This is a genomic window from Dietzia sp. CQ4 (assembly GCF_014145125.1).
GTDB lineage: Bacteria > Actinomycetota > Actinomycetes > Mycobacteriales > Mycobacteriaceae > Dietzia > Dietzia natronolimnaea.
This window is the reverse complement of record NZ_JAALDZ010000247.1, coordinates 1-18046: the sequence shown is the minus strand read 5'-3', so window position 1 is coordinate 18046 and position 18046 is coordinate 1. Positions and strand designations below refer to the sequence as shown.

Sequence of the window (18046 nt, the reverse complement as noted above, 5' to 3'; positions counted from 1 at the left end):
CCGGGTCGCCCGCCGGCTCAGGTCGTGTGGACGATGAGCACGTCGCAGACGGCCCGGCGGGCCGCATCCGCGGGCACCGACCCCAGGAGCCGGCCGGTCAGCGAGTTGAGGCCCTTGTTCCCCACGACGAGCAGATCCGCGTCCACCTCGTCGGCCAGCTTGATGAGCGATTCGACCGGCGCGCCCTTGACGGTGCGCGCCTCGACCGTCGACGCCCCTGCGGCGACCGCCCGGTCCTTGGCGGTCCGGACGATGTCCTCGGCCGGGTTGTCACCGCGGATCTGATAGGCGTCGTCGCCCAGCTGATCGGCGGCCTGGCTGACCGAACGCGGATCGGCGGGCACGTAGGCGCAGGCGATCACGAGGGTCGCGGACTCGTCGGCGGCAAGCGACGCGGCACGATCGACGGCCCGGTAGGACGACTCCGAGCCGTCCGTACCCACGACCACCTTCTTGTAGGCGCTCAATTCTCTTCCTCTCGTCGGCAACAAGTTCTACCCAGCGTAGTGCGCGTGGGTCCCCGCCGTGCCCGGTAAGCGCGCGACGTCACAGTGACGGGTCAGTCGATTCCCGCCTCGCGCATCCCCTTGAGCTCTTTGCGCAGCTCGGCGATCTCGTCCCGGAGCCGTCCCGCCAACTCGAACCGTAGGTCCGTTGCCGCCGACATCATCTGCTCGGTCATCTCCCCGATGAGTTTCTCGAGTTCCTTCCGTGGCCGCGCCGACTCCCCCGCCGCCCGTGCACCCACGAGCTCGGGGCGGTCCCGCGGATCGGAGGACGACTCCCCGTCCTTGTCCTCCCCGACCCTGTCGAGGATGTCGGCGATCTTGCGCCGCAGGGGCTGCGGGTCGATGCCGTGCTCGGTGTTGTACGCGACCTGCTTCTCGCGTCGACGGTCGGTCTCCTCGATGGCCTGTCGCATCGCCTCGGTGACGGAGTCCGCGTACATGTGGACCTCGCCGGAGACGTTGCGGGCCGCACGGCCGATGGTCTGGATGAGCGAGGTGGCCGACCGGAGGAAACCCTGCTTGTCGGCGTCGAGGATCGCCACCAGCGAGACCTCGGGGAGGTCGAGTCCCTCCCGGAGCAGGTTGATGCCCACCAGGACGTCGTACTCGCCGCGTCGCAGGTCGCGGAGCAGCTCCACCCGCTGCAGGGTGTCGATCTCCGAGTGCAGGTAGCGCACACGCACACCGAGTTCCAGCAGGTAGTCCGTGAGGTCCTCGGACATCTTCTTGGTCAGGGTGGTCACCAGCACCCGCTCGTCGCGATCGGCCCGGGCGCGGATCTCACCGAGGAGATCGTCGATCTGCCCCTTGGTGGGCTTGACGACGATCTTCGGGTCCACCAGCCCGGTGGGACGGATGACCTGTTCGACGAACTCGCCCCCCGTCCGTCCCATCTCGTATGCGCCGGGGGTGGCCGACAGGTACACGGTCTGACCGACCCGGTCGGAGAACTCCTCCCAGGTGAGCGGTCGGTTGTCGAGCGCTGACGGGAGCCGGAAACCGAAGTCCACGAGATTGCGCTTGCGGGAGGCGTCGCCCTCGAACATCGCGCCGATCTGGGGAACGGTCACATGGGACTCGTCGATGACCGTGAGGAAGTCCTCGGGGAAGTAGTCGATCAACGTGGCCGGGGAGCTGCCCGCTGCGCGACCGTCGATGTGCCGCGAGTAGTTCTCGATGCCGGAACAGAATCCGACCTGCTGCATCATCTCGATGTCGTACGAGGTGCGCATCCGCAGTCGTTGGGCCTCCAGGAGTTTGCCCTGGTTCTCCAGCTCCGCTAGCCGCACCTCCAGTTCCTCCTCGATCGAGGCGATGGCCCTGGCCATGCGGTCGGGTCCGGCGACGTAGTGCGTCGCGGGGAAGATTCGTACCTCGTCGACCTTCCGGACGACGTCTCCGGTCAGGGGATGGATGTAGTAGAGGGCGTCGACCTCGTCACCGAAGAACTCGATGCGCACGGCGAGCTCCTCGTAGGTGGGGATGATGTCGACCGTGTCACCCTTGGCGCGGAACGTCCCGCGTGTCATCGAGACGTCGTTGCGCTCGTACTGCACGTCCACCAGCAACCGCAGCAACCGGTCGCGTTCGACTTCCTGGCCGACGGCCAGGGAGACGGACCTGTCCAGGTAGGACTGTGGTGTGCCCAGACCGTAGATGCACGAGACCGAACTGACGACGACGACGTCGCGCCTCGACAGCAACGACGACGTCGCGGAGTGCCGGAGCCGCTCCACGTCGTCGTTGATGGACGAGTCCTTCTCGATGAAGGTGTCCGTCTGGGCGATGTACGCCTCGGGTTGGTAGTAGTCGTAGTAGGAGACGAAGTACTCGACGGCGTTGTTGGGGAGCATCTCCCGCAACTCGTTGGCCAACTGCGCGGCGAGGGTCTTGTTGGGGGCCATCACCAGGGTCGGCCGTTGGACCTGCTCGATGAGCCAGGCCGTCGTGGCGGACTTACCGGTACCGGTGGCCCCGAGCAGCACGATGTCCCGCTCTCCCCGCCCCAGCCGCTCGGTGAGCTCGGCGATCGCCGTCGGCTGGTCCCCGGACGGGACGAACTCGCTGACCACCTCGAACCGGTCGGTGGTGCGCTCGACATCCCCGATGGGACGGAACTCGGAATAGGAGAGGACGGTCGGGTCTGCGGGGATCCCGTCGTCGGGGATCTCGGTCGCGAAAGCCATACCGCCAGCTTACGAGTCGTCGCGCACCCCCGCCTCTCGACGAAAGACCTCCGGCGCCTCAGGTTGCTATTACTCTGCACTGGAGCTCCCCTCAACTCGCTGCCCTCGTCTGGAGAAGCCGTGTCCCGGAACACCCCTCGTCGTCGTCCCCGTCTTTCCCGGCGGACACCCTCACCCCTCGCGGCGGGCACGGTCGCCGCACTCGCGATCGGCGCGTTGTCGGTGCTGTCACCCGTCGCGGCGGCCGCACCGTGTGACCCGTGGCCTCCGGCCGGTGGGACCGGCGGGATCGGCGGATCGGGCTCCCTCTCCGGATCCGCCGCCACACCGGTCGCGACCCCGGCGACCCCGTGGGCGAACGGGGCGAGTGGCTACATCCCCGTCCTCCAGGGCCGCACCACGACGGTGGAGCTGCTCACGGGACCCACGAGCCCCAACAGGACCGTCGAACGATTCGGCATCTCCGGCACCGACCTGGGCATCCTGTGGGAGAACGGGAACGCCTCGAACCCGCAGATCATGATGGCCCTGGGTGACACGATGGGCGACTGCCGGCTGCCCGGCACCCAGTGGCGCAGCAACATCCTGTTCCGCTCCTCCGACCGCACGCTGTCGAACGGGATGCGGATCGACGACGCGCCGATGGAGCGGGCCGGTCTGGCCAAGTCCATCCTCCCCCGCTCGAACCTGCCCGGCGAGGTGACCGTCATCCCGACCGCCGGTGTGGAGGTGGACGGTACGCAGTACCTCCGGTACATGTCCGTCGCCAGCTGGGGCGACCCCGGAGAGTGGGTCACCAACTACTCGGCCCTCGCGGCCTCGGGGGACAACGGGGAGAACTGGACCCCGGTGGCGGGCACCGCCCGCACCGGGACCGGGAGCGCGCGGCTCATACCGGCGAACCTCGGGGCCCCGTTCACGACCCACACCGCCGGTCAGATGAGCGCGTTCCTCAAGCACGACGGCTTCGTCTACGAATACCTGACCCCGTCGGGCCGCAGCGGCGCGGTGACACTCGCCCGCGTGCCGGAGCGCTCGATCCGGGACATGTCCGCCTACGAGTTCTGGAACGGGGCGGGGTGGGGCCGCGACCACCGCTCCGCGGCGACCGTGATCCCTCCCCGCGTGAGCGAACTGTCCGTCTCGTGGAGCGCCCGGCTGGGCCGCTTCATCGCCCTGTACACCAACGGCAACAACGACATCGTGATGCGGCAGGCCGCGACACCCGAGGGGCCCTGGTCCGGAGAGGACATCCTCCTGTCGTACCGGCACGTGCCCACCCTGTACGGGGCCTTCATCCACCCGTGGAGCCCGGCGGTCGAGACGGTCGGGTCCGACCTGTACTTCACCATATCCACCTGGGACGCCTACAACGTCTTCCTCATGAAGACCGACCTGAACCAGATCCCCGCGCGGACCCTGCCGGGCGCCACCACCCGGATGCGCGTCGCGGACGACAGCTGGACCCGCGACACCCCGGATCCGGCCGAGACCGGTGAGACCGTTCTCGTCGACCGTCTCCCCATCCCGAGGGCCTGATGAGCCGGGCGCTGCCGCGACTGGCCGCCGCGGCACTCGTCGCCGTCTCTGCGTCCGTCACCACGCTCGCCGGCATCGGGGCCGGCACCGCCACGGCCGGCCCGTGCAGCGTCATGTTCGGCAACTTCGGCTCTCTGCTGGAGAACCAGACCGGCGCCGGCATGGCGGGCGGTTCGCTGGGGTCCACCGGCTCGGCGTCCGCCGGTCCACTCGGATCGGCCTCGCGGGCCATGGGCTCGGCGGACCGCTCGGGGTCACTCGTCCAGCAACTCGAGACCGGGTCCCTGGGCAACGGGCTCTCCGGCTCCCTGAACACGGTCACAGGGTCCGTCTACGGGATGCCCCCCTGGATCACCGGAGAGGAGGGCACCGTCCCCGTCCTCCGCGGCCCCACCCGGTTCCTCCAGCTCGTCACGGGGCCCACGAGTCCCACCGAGTCGATCAGCCGCTACGGGGTGGCCGGAACCGATCTGGGCATCATGTGGGACAACGGGCACGCCACCGAACCGGAGATCCTCATGGCCTTCGGGGACACGATGGGTGACTGCACCGTCCCCGGGAGCCAGTGGCGGTCGAACGTCCTGTTCCGGTCGGGTGACACCGACCTCGGCGACGGAGTGCGGATCGACTCCGCGGCCACCGGTCCCGACGGCCTGGCCAAGTCCATCGTTCCCCGGTCGGGACTACCCGGGGAGGTCACGATCATCCCGACCGCGGGGATCGCGGTCGAGGGAGTCCAGTACCTGCGCTTCATGTCGGTCGCCCACTGGGGCCAACCGGGGTCGTGGACCACCAACTACTCGGGGTTGGCCTATTCGACGGACAACGGCGAGAACTGGGCCGTCGTGCCCGCCCTGGCACGGCCGATCACCTCCGCGGTCCCGGTCGGCGACGGCGCACCCCCCGTGGACCCCGTCTGGCGGGACTCGCAGATGAGCTCCTACCTCAGGACCGGAGAGTACCTCTACGAGTACCTGACGCCGTCAGGGCGGCAGGGCTCCGCGATCCTCGCCCGCGTACCGCTCGCAGGGTCCCCGTCGGCGGAGGACCTCGACGCAGCCGGCGGGGCACCGCCGACCGCGGGACTCCTCGATCCGGCCGCCTACCGCTACTGGGACGGCACGGACTGGGTGGCCGACCCGTCGGACGCCGAGCCGGTGTTGCCCCGTCCGGCCAGCGAGCTCTCCGTGATGTGGAACGACTACCTGGGCAAGTACACCGCGATGTACTCCCAGGGCTACAACTCGGTCGTGCTGCGCACCGCGGACCGCCCGGAGGGCCCCTGGACCGGGCCCACCGTCCTGGTGGACTACTCCGTGCTCCCCGGCGTCTACGGCGCGTTCATGCACCCGTGGGCCCAGGGCGAGGATCTGTACTACCTGGTCACCACCTGGAATGCCTACAACGTGTTCCTCGTGCGCACCAGCCTGTCCGAGGTCTTCCCGCCCGCACTCCGCAGGGCCGCGGCCCCCGCCGGGCCCCCGGCCACCGAGGTGATCAGGCACGTGCCGGTGTCCGAGCTCGTCGGCGGCGCGGTCCCGACGGAGTGACCGCGGCGGAGTGACCATAGTCGGGTGAGCTCAGCGGAGTGACCACTGTCAGGTGAGCTCAGCGGGGTGACCACTGTGGGGTGAGCAGGGCGAGGTGACCGCGTCGAGGTGACCCCTCAGCTGTCCGACGCCTCACAGAGGGTCCGCTCCCACTCCCGGGTCTCCTCGCGGTCGGCCCGGCGGAGGATCTCCGAGTACTCCACCCGCGCGCTCGGATCCGATCCGATGGCCTCGGCTATCAGCAGGGCGAACTCGTGTTCCGGATCGTCCTCGGCGAGGATCGACACCTCGAGCGGCCGGGCGGGGTCACACCAGTGCAGGAGAGGACGTTCGGCGGAGCGGTCACGGACGTATCCCGCTCCGGTCAGGAGCGCCAGCGCACGCTCCACGGTCGCCTCGTTGGGCACCGTCACCTGCAGGTCCACGATGTCCGGCGCATCGAGACCGTCGACCGCGGTGGGGCCCACGTGATCGATGCGGGTCGCGACGTCCCCCAGCACGTGACGCAACCTCGCCGTCGCCCTCGCCGCCTCCGCCGCCCATTCCGGCCGGAACGGCACCACTGTCCGGTCCCCCACCACAGGTGTGCCCGTCCGCAGGTTGTGCTCGAAGGGCCGCAACCGTAGCTCGACGAGCATCCGGACGATCTCCCGAACCGGTTCGCGGTCGCCGGAGTTGTCGATCAGGACATCGGCTTCCGCCCGACGGGCCTCGTCCGTCGCCTGACGGGACATACGCGCGCGGGCGTCGTCCTCCGGCATACCCCGCTGCTCCACCAGTCGCCGGAGTCGGATCTCCGCCGGGGTGTCCACCACGATCACCAGGTGGTAGGCGGGAGTCATCCCGCCCTCCACCAACAGGGGCATGTCGTGGACGACGATCGCGTCCTCGGGCGCCGAACCGAAGAGTTCGGCAGTGCGCTCCCCGATCAGCGGATGGGTGATCGCGTTGAGTGCGGCGGTCCGCTCCGCGTCGACGAAGGCACGAGCGGCGAGCGCGGCCCGATCGAGAGCGCCGTCCGGCCCCACGATGTCGTCGCCGAACTCGGCGACGAGCATCGCCAGACCCGGGGTGCCCGGTTCGACGATCTCCCTCGCGATCCGGTCCGCGTCGACGATGACCGCACCGGCCTCCGCGAGCACTGCCGTCACCGTCGACTTGCCGGCTCCGATTCCACCGGTCAGACCCACCATCAGCATGGGTCGAAGTCTAGGTGACCGGGGTCTGCCCCGGCCGCCGTGGCATCTCCCCCGGCACAAATAGACCACGGCCCCGGTCGGCGACCCACCGTGGTGGGACGACCGTCCGGGGCCGTGGTCCGGGCCGTCAGGCGCCCGTGGCGCCGTCAGACCGCGAGGTCACTCACCGCCGGCGAGCTTCGCCCGCAGGGCGGCCAGCTGCTCGTCGGACGCCAGCGAACCACCGGTCGACTCGGCCGGGCTGCTGGTCTCCGCAGCAGCGGGACGGGACGACGACGGGGCGGACTCGGACGAGTAGTTGGTCGGCGCGGCCTCCGCGGCCTCCGCGGCAGCGGCGCGACCCTTCTCGATCTGACCGGTGTGCATCTTGTGACGACGCTCGGCCTCCGCGTAGCGGTTCTCCCACTCCTCACGCTGCTTCTCGAAGCCCTCGAGCCATTCGTTGGTCTCGGGATCGAAGCCCTCGGGGAAGATGTAGTTGCCCGCCTCGTCGTAGCTGTCGGCCATGCCGTACTTCGACGGGTCGAACTCCTCCGTGTAGTCCTCGTCCGCCTGCTTGAGCGAGAGCGAGATACGGCGACGGTCGAGATCGATGTCGATGACCTTGACCATGGCGTCGTCGTTGACCGTGACGACCTGGTCCGGGACCTCGACGTGGCGCTCGGCCAGCTCGGAGATGTGGACGAGGCCCTCGATGCCCTCGTCGACACGCACGAACGCGCCGAACGGGACGAGCTTGGTGACCTTGCCCGGCACGATCTGACCGATCGCGTGGGTCCGGGCGAAGTGCCGCCACGGATCCTCCTGGGTGGCCTTGAGCGACAGCGAGACGCGCTCGCGGTCCAGGTCGACGTCGAGGACCTCGACGGTGACCTCCTGGCCCACCTCGACGACCTCGGACGGGTGATCGATGTGCTTCCAGGACAGCTCGGACACGTGGACGAGACCGTCGACTCCGCCGAGGTCGACGAACGCACCGAAGTTGACGATCGAGGACACGACGCCCTTGCGGACCTGGCCCTTCTGCAGCTGGTGCAGGAACTCGGAGCGGACCGCGGACTGGGTCTGCTCGAGCCATGCACGACGCGAGAGCACGACGTTGTTGCGGTTCTTGTCCAGCTCGATGATCTTGGCCTCGAGCTCCTGCCCCACGTAGGGGAGGAGGTCGCGGACGCGGCGCATCTCCACCAGGGAGGCGGGGAGGAAGCCACGGAGGCCGATGTCGAGGATCAGGCCACCCTTGACGACCTCGATGACGGTGCCCTTGACGGCCTCGTCCTTCTCCTTGAGCTCCTCGATCGTGCCCCAGGCGCGCTCGTACTGGGCGCGCTTCTTGGACAGGATCAGACGGCCGTCCTTGTCCTCCTTGGTCAGGACCAGGGCCTCGACCTCGTCGCCCACCTCGACGACCTCACCGGGGTCGACATCGTGCTTGATGGAAAGTTCGCGCGAGGGGATGACACCCTCGGTCTTGTATCCGATGTCGAGCAGGACCTCGTCGCGGTCGACCTTGACGATCGTGCCCTCGACGATGTCGCCATCGTTGAAGTACTTGATCGTGGCGTCGATGGCGGCGAGGAAGTCCTCCGCGGAGCCGATGTCGTTGACGGCTACCTGCGGCGAGGTGGTTTTGGTGGTCATAGGGTGGGGTGCTCCGGAGTGGATAGGAATCGTAGGTGGACAGATGTTCGCGAGCGTGTACGCACGCGACGGTCAACTGTACTCTGCCAGCGTGACGTCCACAAACCCCCCCGACCACGGCGAGTCCGTCCGCGCCTCCCGCACGTGGTGGGACACCGAAGCGGTCGAGTACCACGACGAACACGGCGACTTCCTCGGTGCCCACTCCCCCGACGGGGAGTTCGTGTGGTGCCCCGAGGGACTCCACGAGGGCGACTGGGCTCTCCTCGGTGACGTCGCGGGCCGCGACGTCCTGGAGATCGGCTGCGGTTCCGCGCCGTGCTCACGGTGGATCGCCGGCCGCGGGGCCCGCGCCGTCGCCGTCGACCTCTCCGCCGGGATGCTCCGCGTGGGCGCCGAGGCGGCGGGCAGGTCGACGGGTCCGGCGGCCCGGGTGCCGCTGATCCAGGCCGATGCCGGCCGCCTGCCGTTCGCCGCCGACAGTTTCGACGTCGTGTTCTCCGCGTTCGGGGCGATCCCCTTCGTGGCGGACACCGCCGGGGTCATGGCGGAGGCGGCACGGGTGCTCCGTCCCGGCGGACGGTTCGTCTTCTCCGTCAACCACCCGATGCGGTGGATCTTCCGTGACGATCCGGGCCCCGAGGGACTCGTGGCCGCGTTCCCGTATTTCGACCGCACGCCCTACACCGAGTACGACGAGGAGGGCGACCTCACCTACGTCGAGCACCACCGCACGGCTGGTGACCGGATCCGGGAACTGGTCGGTGCCGGGTTCGTGGTCCGGGACCTGATCGAGCCCGAATGGCCGGAATGGCTGGACCGTGAATGGGGGCAGTGGAGCCCGCTGCGCGGCAGCATCTTCCCCGGCACCGCGATCTTCGTGGCCACTCTCCCCTGACCGCCGGCGACACGACCGTGGCGCCGGCTACAGGATCTTGGACAGGAAGTCCTGCGTCCGCTGGTGCCGGGGCGCCCCGAGCACCTCGGACGGGTGACCGGCCTCGACCACGACTCCGTCGTCCATGAAGGCGATCGTGTCGGCGACCTCCCGGGCGAAGCCCATCTCGTGGGTGACCACGATCATGGTCATCCCGGCGTCCGCGAGATCCCGCATGACGCCCAGGACCTCACCGACCAGCTCGGGGTCCAGCGCGGAGGTGGGCTCATCGAACAGCATGAGCTTGGGTTCCATCGCCAGCGCGCGGGCGATCGCCACCCGCTGCTGCTGACCACCGGACAACTGGGCCGGATAGGCGTCCGCCTTCGCCGAGAGCCCGACCTTCTCCAGCAGGACCCTGGCCCGCTCCGTGGCCTCGGCCCTCGACTCGCCCTTGACCAGCATGGGCGCCTCGATGACGTTCTCCAGGGCGGTGCGGTGCAGGAACAGGTTGAAGTGCTGGAACACCATCCCGATGTCCCGGCGTTGCCTGGCCGCGTGCCGGGGCGAGATCTCGTAGAGCTTGTCGCCCTTCTCCCGGTACCCCACCAGGTCGCCGTCGACGTACAACCGACCGGCATCGACACGCTCGAGGTGGTTGATGCACCGGAGGAAGGTGGACTTGCCGGACCCGGACGGGCCGACCAGGCACAGCACCTCTCCGGCGGCCACCTCGATGTCGATGCCCTTGAGCACCCTCAGCGAGCCGAAGCTCTTGCAGACCTGCTCGGCCCTGACCATCGGAGTCATGGCATTCCTCCCGACTGGTCGGTCCCTCTGGCCGCGGCGAGCCCGGAGGGGGTGAGGCCGTCCGCCTCGGCCAGCGCCCGCAACTGCTTCGCCGTGAGCTGGCGGGTGGCGCCGCGGGAGAACTTCTTCTCGAGGAAGTGCTGCCCCACCATGAGCACACTGGTGATCACCAGGTACCAGGTGGCCGCGACCAGCAGCAGCGGGATCGGCTGGAAATTGACCCCGGAGATGTCGCGGGCCTGACCGTAGAGCTCGCCGGAGAACGGGATGGCCACGACGAGTGAGGTGGTCTTGAGCATCGAGATCAACTCGTTGCCGGTCGGCGGGATGATCACCCGCATGGCCTGCGGAAGGATCGTCCGGCGCATCGTCTGTCCCCACGACATGCCGAGCGCGGTGGAGGCCTCGGCCTGGCCCTCCGGAACGGACGAGATACCCGCCCGCACGATCTCGGCCATGTAGGCGGCCTCGTTCATGGCCAGACCCACCACCGCCAGCCAGAACGCCGAGTACAACACCATCGTGTCGTCGAAGCGCACGATCTGGAAGTCGGTGAAGGGGATACCGAACTGGACCTGCCGGTACAGCGTGAAGATCAGGCCCCAGAACAGCAGCTGGACGTAGATGGGTGTTCCGCGGAAGATCCACAGGTACACCCAGGCCACGGCCTTGAGCACCGGGTTGCTGCTCATCCGCATCACCGAGAGGATGACCCCCAGGATGACGGCGAGGATCATCGACAGCACCGTCAGCGCGATGGTGTAGAACACCGCCATGCCGAACCGGGTGTCGAACAGGTAGCGGCCGTAGGTGCCCCAGCCGTAGGCCGGGTTGGTCGCGGCGCCCCAGATGAACAGGAACACCAGGACCAGGACGATGGTCGCCGACACCCACCGCCACGGGTGCCGGAGCGGCACCGCCTCGATGGGGTCAGGAGCGTCTCGGGGGGCCGAGGCGCGGTTCTGCGCGGTGCTCACCGACCGGTCACTCAGCCCTTCCGGATCTCGGCGTCGTCGATCAACCCGTCCTCGAGGCCCCAGTTCTGGGCGATCTTCTCGAAGTCACCGGTCTCGATGAGCTTGTCCGCTGCGGCCTCGAGCGCGGCGGCCAGTTCGGACCCCTTGCGCACGGGCCAACCGTAGGGGGCGGAGTCGAAGACGTCCCCGGCCAGCTGCATCTTGCCCTCGGACTGCTTGACGGCGTACGCCGAGATGGGCGAGTCGGCGGACATGGCGTCGACCTTGCCGAGCGCCACGGCGGTGGAGGCCTCGTCCTGGGAATCGAACTGGACCTTCTCGATCGGGGGATTGCCGGCGGCGACGCACGCCTCGCTGCGGGCGGGCACGTCCTCCTGGTCGGAGACCGTGGTGCGCTGGACCGCCACGCTCAGGCCACACGCGTCGTCGGGGTCGACGTCGGTGCCCGCCGCCGATGCCCACTGGATGCCGGCCTCGAAGTAGGTGACGAAGTCGACGGTCTGCAGCCGCTCGTCGTTGACGGTGAACGACGAGGCGCCCATGTCCATGGTGCCGCCCTCGATGGCGGGGATGATCTTCTCGAAGTCGGACTCGCGGAACTCCGCACGCAATCCCATGAGCTGGGCGGCGGCGGTCATCACGTCGATGTCGAAGCCGACGATCTCGCCCCGCTCGTTCTTGAACTCGTTGGGCGCGTACGGCGGGTTGGTGCCGATCACCAGCACGCCCTTCTCGCGGATCTCGGCCGGTACGAGGGCGGCGATCTCGTCGTCCGTCTCGAGCGAGACCTCCTGCCTCGGCTCTCCCGAGTCCTCGGGACCCTCGGTGTTGGTGGTGCAGCCGGTGAGCGCGAGGGCCGCGGTGGCGGTCAGTGCCAGTGCGGCACGGAGGCCGCGCCGTGAGGTGAGGGTCATGTGCGTGCCCTTTCAGGCGTCGGGTAGCCGAATCTGCAATGAACCTAGGGCATACGTCGAGCACCACAAAACGCACCGCCCGCTTTTGGCGTCAGTGGTTACCCACTGGTTACTCAGTGGGCCGCGGAGTCCCAGTCGGGCCCCGTGCCCGTGGAGACGTCCAGCGGGACGTTGAGTTCGATGGCGGAGTACATCCGGTCGACGACGAGCTCGCGGACCTCCTCGAGTTCGCCCTTCGCCACCTCGAGCACCAGTTCGTCATGGACCTGGAGCAACAGACGACTCTGCAGCCCCCGCTCGTCGAGGTCCGCGTCCACCTTGAGCATCGCCGCCTTGATGATGTCCGCGGCGGTGCCCTGGATCGGGGCGTTGAGGGCCGCACGCTCGGCGTTCTCGCGCTTGAGCCGGTTGTCCGAGTTGAGCTCGGGCAGGTAGCGCCGACGACCGAACAGCGTCTCGGTGTAGCCGTCACGTCGGGCCTGGTCCACCACCGCGTGCAGGTAGTCGCGGACTCCCCCGAAGCGGGAGAAGTACGCGTCCATCTGCTCGCGGGCCTCGGTCTGGCTGATGCCGAGCTGCGCGGCCAACCCGAACGCGCTGAGCCCGTAGGCGAGCCCGTAGCTCATGGCCTTGACCCTGCGCCGGAGCTCGGGGGTGACCTGGTCGATCGGCACCCCGAACGCCCGGGAGCCGACGAAGGAGTGCAGGTCCTCGCCGGTCCGGAACGCCTCGATCAGTCCTTCGTCACCGGACAGGTGCGCCATCACGCGCATCTCGATCTGGCTGTAGTCGGCCGTGAGCAGGCAGTCGTAGCCCTCGCCCACGACGAACGACCTGCGGATCCGTCGGCCGTCCTCGGTGCGGACCGGGATGTTCTGCAGGTTCGGATCGGTGGAGGACAACCGCCCGGTCGCGGCGACCGTCTGGTTGAACGTGGTGTGGATGCGCCCGTCGTCCCCGATGGACTTGATTAACCCCTCGACGGTGGTGCGCATCTTGGTCGCCTCGCGGTGCAGCAGCAGTGCCTCGAGGAAGGCCCGTCCCGGGGTGTCCCCGGTTTCTTTGGAGAGAAGCTCCTCCAGCGCCTTGGCGTCGGTGGTGTACCCCGTCTTGGTCTTCTTGGTCTTGGGCATGCCCAGGGTGTCGAACAGCACCACCTGGAGCTGCTTGGGCGAACCGAGGTTGATCTGCTCGCCCCCGATCGCGGCGTAGGCCGCCTCCGCCGCGTCACGCCCACGGTCGGCGAACCCGTCGCGGAGGTCGTCCAGGGCCGACGAGTCGACCGCGATTCCGATCGACTCCATCCGCGCGAGCACCGGCACGAGCGGCAGTTCCATATCCGCGAGCAGCTGCGCACCGTGCACCTGCTCCAGCTCCACGTCGAGGCGCTCGGCGAGGTCGATCACGGCCCGGGCGCGGGTCGCCGCCGAGTTGGCCGCCTGCTGCTCGGCCTCCGACTCGTCGACCTCGTCCAGCAGCGACAGTTGTTTCTCCGCCGCCTCGGGCTCCGGGAGCTCACGCTGCAGGTGGCGCTGGAACAACTCCGCCAATCCGTAGCTGCGCTGACCGGGACGGACGAGATAGGCGGCGAGTGCCACATCCAGCGTCACACCGCCCAGGCGGAGGTCCCGGCCCATCAGCGCGTGGGTCGCGGCCTTGGCATCGTGTACCGCCTTCGACACCGCGTCGTCGGCCAACCACGCCTGTAGAGCCTGGTCGTCGGCGGGGCCGATCCGTGCGAGGTCGATATGTCCGGAGGCTCCGCCCGCCGCGGCCACGGTGACCGACTGTGCATCCCCCGCGCCCGGTCGTGAGGGACCGACGACGATGAGGCCGTGCCGACTCCCGGCCGGCGCGTGGGCCGCCAGCCAGTCCGAGACCTCGCCCGCCCGCAGGACGGCGGCCTGCTCGATCTCGATCTCCGGCACCGGCTCGGGTGCGCCTTCCGGGAGGAACGCGGAGAGGAACCGGTCGCGGGCCTGGGGACCGAACTCCAGCCGGTCGAACAGGGCGTTGACGTCCGCCCGTTCGGGCAGGCGCCTGGTGAGTTCATCCAGCTGGACGCCGAGGTCGAGGTCCCGGGTGAGTTCGGTGATGCGGCGGTTGAGCTGCACCTGCGGGAGGTGCTCGCGGAAGCTCTCCCCCACCTTGCCCTTGACCTCGTCCGCGTGCGCGATCAGTTCCGACAGGCTGCCGTACTGGACGATCCACTTCGCCGCCGTCTTGTCGCCGACCTTGGGCACGCCGGGGAGGTTGTCGGAGGTGTCGCCCCGCAGCGCGGCGACGTCCGGGTACTGAGCGGGGGTCACCCCGTATTTGGCCTCCACCGCCTCGGGGGTGAAGCGGGCGAGCTCCGAGACTCCCTTGACCGGGTAGAGGACGGTCACCGCGTCGGAGACCAGCTGCAGCGCGTCGCGGTCCCCCGTGCAGATGAGTGTGTCGGCCCCTGCCGCCTGGGTGGCCAGGGTCGCGATGATGTCGTCGGCCTCGTGGCCCTCCAGGGACAGGGTGCGGACCCCGAGAGCCACCAGCGCCTCCTGGATCAGCTCGACCTGCCCCTTGAACTCCTCGGGGGCAGCCGAGCGCGTCGACTTGTACTCCGGGTACTCGGCCGTCCGGTGCAGGGTCGCCCGGGAGACGTCGAACGCCACCGCCAGGTGGGTGGGCTCCTCGGTGGTGACCAGGTTGGCGACCATCGACAGGAATCCGTAGACCGCGTTGGTGTGCTGCCCGGAGGCCGTGGAGAAGTTCTCCGCGGGAAGCGCGTAGAACGCGCGGAAGGCCAGCGAGTGCCCGTCGAGGAGCAACAGACGGGTGGGCCCGTGTGCCTCGGCGGCGTCGGTGGACGCGGTGGTGGCGGCGGAACTGGCTTCGGCGGTCTGGCTCGTGGTGCTCACACGGCCACTCTAGGGCGGGCGTCGGACAGCCGCTCACCGGTCGTCGGTTAGACTTTCCGACCAGCGGCTCGCCGCGTTCGCCCCCGTAGCCCAATTGGCAGAGGCAACGGATTCAAAACCCGTCCAGTGTCGGTTCGAGTCCGACCGGGGGCACGGTGACGCCCGCCTACCCGGCGGGAGGCGGCTCGATGAGAAGGTCGCAGATCTTGTCCCCATCGAGGCGGAACCGGTACCAGAGGTCGGCCTTCCCCCGGGGAAGTTGCCCTCCAGCTGGCCTGCCACGAGCCACGTGTCGTCGACCGGCCTCGCCTGACCGATGTAGTCCAGCGTGTAGGTGTACTGACTGGCGGACGTGGTCCACCACTCTCGGATCGCCGCCGAGCCGAGGTACTCCGTGTCCTCGTCGACCACCCTCGCGTCCGGCGTGAACACAGTGTCCGCGGACAGGTCGCGTGTGCTGGTCCGTTGGGATTCGAGATATTCGCGGACAGCAGCCGGCAACAGGTCGGGCTCGTAGGGATCGAATCTGGTGGCACTCACGGGGATCTCCTCGAATTGGCTGGGACTGACTCACGACCAAGATGGTCGCGTTCTTGGGTATACAGCTCTGGTCCGACATCACTCGGTCGCTCCCCCTCCTCCGCGGCTGGCGCGGCGACGACGCCACCGGAGTATCGCCACTGACCACTCAGAAGACATCCGTCCCCACCAGTAGTTGCCGTGTCCCACATTCGCCCTTATACTTGCTTGCAGCAAGCAATTTAATCGAAGGCCGAGGAGGTCACGGTGGCGATAGACGCCGACCAGGGCGGGAAACTGGCTGTCGACCTGTCCCGGGTGGTCAAGATGCTCAGGGCACTGAACATGTCCGCGCCGCGACTCCACGAGTCGCTCGAGCCGTCGACCCACCCCCTGCTCTTCGCGATCCACGACGAACCCGGACGGGTCACCGCCCTCGCCGACCGCGTCCACACCGACATCTCGGTGGTGAGCCGTCAGGTACGTCACCTCGAGACCCTCGGCCTGGTCGCCAAGGTCCCCGACCCCGATGACGGGCGTGCGAGCGTCGTCACCCTCACCTCCGAGGGAAGCGACCTCGTCACCCGGGTCTTCGCCGGACGAGGCCAGTGGATGGCCGGCGTGCTCGCCGACTGGACTCCCGAACAGGCTGCCTCGCTCGACGAGGGACTGACCCGACTCGCCGACTCGCTGCGCGCGGAGATCGACGCCCTCACGTCCGCCAAGGAGAACTGATGACCGACCGCGCACCCGTCACGACCCAGGCCGGTGAGGACGGCGAGTTCTCTCATCGCCAGATCCTGGTCATCCTCGCCGGCCTCATGTCCGCGATGTTCCTCGCGAGCCTGGACCAGACCATCGTGTCGACAGCCATCAGGACCATCGCCGACGATCTGCAGGGCCTGGACGCGCAGGCGTGGGTGACCACCGCCTACCTGATGACCTCGACCATCTCGACACCGCTGTACGGCAAGCTCTCGGACATCTACGGGCGCAAACCGTTCTTCGTCATCGGCATCGTGATCTTCGTGTTCGGCTCCCTGCTGTGCACGCTCGCCGACTCGATGTACACCCTCGCGCTGTACCGGGGGATCCAGGGACTCGGCGCCGGCGCACTGATGTCGCTCTCCCTGGCGATCATCGGCGACATCATCCCGCCGCGCGACCGTGCCAAGTACCAGGGTTACATGCTCGCGGTGTTCGCCTCGTCCTCCGTCATCGGACCGGTCGTCGGCGGCTTCTTCGCCGGCGTGGAGACGATCTTCGGCATCGACGGCTGGCGCTGGATCTTCCTCATCAACGTCCCCATCGGCGCCATCGCGCTGACCCTCGTGATGATCACCCTCAACGTCAAGAACGTCCGCGTGGACCACCGGGTGGACTGGGCGGGCGCGGCCACCATCGTCGTCGGCCTGGTACCGCTTCTGCTGGTGGCCGAGCAGGGCAACTCCTGGGGCTGGGGGTCCCCGACCGCACTCGCCTGCTACCTCGTGGGCCTGGCCGGGATCGGCCTGTTCCTCATCGTCGAGGCCCGGGCCGGCGACCAGGCTCTCATCCCACTGCGCCTGTTCCGCGACCGCACCTTCGCGATCGTCACCGCCGGCGGGGTGATCGTGGGAATGGCCATGTTCGGCGGGATGATGACCCTGCCCCTGTACATGCAGATCGTGCACGGCGCCGACCCCATGGAATCCGGCCTCATGATGCTGCCACTGGTGGCGGGCATGATGGGCGCCTCGATCGTGTCCGGTCAGCTCATCTCCAAGACCGGCCGGGTACGCGAGTTCCCGATCCTCGGCACCGCCATCTCGGCCGTCGGGCTGTTCCTGCTGTGGACCATCGACGCCGACACCTCGCTGACCCTGGTCATGGCCTACATGCTGGTGCTGGGAATCGGCCTGGGCAACTGCATGCAGCCGCTCACCCTGATCGTGCAGAACGCTGTGAGCCCTCGCGAGATCGGCGTGGCCACCGCGTCCGCGACCTTCTTCCGCCAGCTCGGCGGCACCGCCGGGGTGGCCGTGTTCCTGTCGATCCTCTTCAGCCGGGTCGGGGGTTCCATCACCAGCGAGCTGCAGCAGGCGGGCGCAGACGGCACCCTCGCCCGCGGTGTGCAGGAGGGCCTGGCCGACCCGGCGCTGCGCGCGGACCCGGAGGCTCTCGGGATCGTGCAGGCCCTCGCCGACCCGGCATCGGGCGCGGGCGCGGGCGCGCTCGAGACGGTCACCAAGGACTCGTCCGTCATCAACCGCCTGCCCGAGCTGGTGGCCCACCCCTTCGAACAGGGCTACGCGCTGAGCATGTCGGAGATCTACCTGGTCGCCGGAATCCTCGCCGTCGTCGCCTCGGTGGTCCTGGCCTTCCTGCCACCGATCGTGCTCCGGACCGGCTCGGCCCAGGCCGAGGCCGCCCGCGAGGCCGCCGCGGC

13 protein-coding genes and 1 tRNA gene are annotated in these 18046 nt (G+C 68.7%); 6 read left to right on the top strand and 8 right to left on the bottom strand.

Annotation, left to right across the window (positions count from 1 at the left end; translation table 11 throughout):
* Positions 1-17: 17 nt before the first annotated feature.
* Both G6031_RS13740 and uvrB read right to left on the bottom strand, forming a co-directional pair.
* Entirely contained in the window at positions 18-467 is a 450-nt protein-coding gene (locus G6031_RS13740) for a universal stress protein (RefSeq protein ID WP_179525163.1), read from the bottom strand.
* 92 nt (positions 468-559) lie between these two features.
* Positions 560-2695, bottom strand: a complete 2136-nt coding sequence (uvrB, locus tag G6031_RS13735) for an excinuclease ABC subunit UvrB (protein ID WP_095717225.1) — start codon at positions 2693-2695, stop codon at positions 560-562.
* Positions 2696-2815: 120 nt separating this feature from the next.
* Here uvrB and G6031_RS13730 point away from each other — a divergent pair, with 120 nt between their 5' ends.
* Together G6031_RS13730 and G6031_RS13725 are read left to right on the top strand one after the other, a co-directional pair.
* The gene (locus tag G6031_RS13730) at positions 2816-4234 is read left to right on the top strand and encodes a DUF4185 domain-containing protein (RefSeq protein WP_182653559.1); all 1419 of its coding nucleotides are present in this window, start codon (positions 2816-2818) and stop codon (positions 4232-4234) included.
* The gene (locus G6031_RS13725; RefSeq protein WP_182653558.1) at positions 4234-5784 is read left to right on the top strand and encodes a DUF4185 domain-containing protein; all 1551 of its coding nucleotides are present in this window, start codon (positions 4234-4236) and stop codon (positions 5782-5784) included. The genes G6031_RS13730 and G6031_RS13725 overlap by 1 nt, the downstream gene beginning before the upstream one ends.
* A 116-nt stretch (positions 5785-5900) precedes the next feature.
* On the opposite strand, the gene coaE is transcribed toward G6031_RS13725, so the two are convergent.
* Positions 5901-6983 (bottom strand): dephospho-CoA kinase, encoded by a 1083-nt coding sequence (coaE, locus tag G6031_RS13720; protein WP_182653557.1) that lies wholly within the window; start codon positions 6981-6983, stop codon positions 5901-5903.
* Between the two features lie 159 nt (positions 6984-7142).
* Complete coding sequence (gene rpsA / locus G6031_RS13715) at positions 7143-8624, bottom strand: 30S ribosomal protein S1 (RefSeq protein ID WP_095717229.1); 1482 nt, start codon at positions 8622-8624, stop codon at positions 7143-7145.
* A 43-nt stretch (positions 8625-8667) separates the two neighbouring features.
* Here rpsA and G6031_RS13710 point away from each other — a divergent pair, with 43 nt between their 5' ends.
* Positions 8668-9522 (top strand): class I SAM-dependent methyltransferase, encoded by an 855-nt coding sequence (locus G6031_RS13710; RefSeq protein ID WP_182616634.1) that lies wholly within the window; start codon positions 8668-8670, stop codon positions 9520-9522.
* 27 nt (positions 9523-9549) lie between these two features.
* Here the strand turns inward: G6031_RS13710 and G6031_RS13705 are convergent, their stop codons facing one another.
* From G6031_RS13705 to polA, 4 genes are all read right to left on the bottom strand, one after another.
* Positions 9550-10311, bottom strand: coding sequence for an amino acid ABC transporter ATP-binding protein (locus G6031_RS13705; RefSeq protein ID WP_277817676.1), 762 nt, complete (start codon positions 10309-10311; stop codon positions 9550-9552).
* The gene (locus G6031_RS13700) at positions 10308-11288 is read right to left on the bottom strand and encodes an amino acid ABC transporter permease (RefSeq protein WP_095717232.1); all 981 of its coding nucleotides are present in this window, start codon (positions 11286-11288) and stop codon (positions 10308-10310) included. Before G6031_RS13700 ends, G6031_RS13705 begins: the two co-directional genes overlap by 4 nt.
* An 11-nt stretch (positions 11289-11299) precedes the next feature.
* Positions 11300-12202: an ABC transporter substrate-binding protein gene (locus tag G6031_RS13695; protein WP_179525156.1), complete on the bottom strand. Its 903-nt coding sequence runs from the start codon at positions 12200-12202 to the stop codon at positions 11300-11302.
* A 113-nt stretch (positions 12203-12315) separates the two neighbouring features.
* A complete protein-coding gene (polA, locus tag G6031_RS13690) occupies positions 12316-15012 on the bottom strand; it encodes a DNA polymerase I (RefSeq protein ID WP_187702297.1) in 2697 nt (898 codons plus the stop codon).
* A 166-nt stretch (positions 15013-15178) separates the two neighbouring features.
* Here polA and G6031_RS13685 point away from each other — a divergent pair.
* The 3 genes from G6031_RS13685 to G6031_RS13675 form a co-directional block, all read left to right on the top strand.
* A tRNA-Leu gene (locus tag G6031_RS13685) sits at positions 15179-15252 on the top strand.
* A 633-nt stretch (positions 15253-15885) separates the two neighbouring features.
* On the top strand, positions 15886-16353 hold the full coding sequence (locus G6031_RS13680; RefSeq protein WP_182653555.1) for a MarR family transcriptional regulator: 468 nt from the start codon (positions 15886-15888) through the stop codon (positions 16351-16353).
* Positions 16353-18046, top strand: a 1694-nt coding sequence (locus tag G6031_RS13675) for an MDR family MFS transporter (protein ID WP_182653554.1), incomplete at its 3' end; no start/stop codon positions are given. The genes G6031_RS13680 and G6031_RS13675, both read left to right, overlap by 1 nt.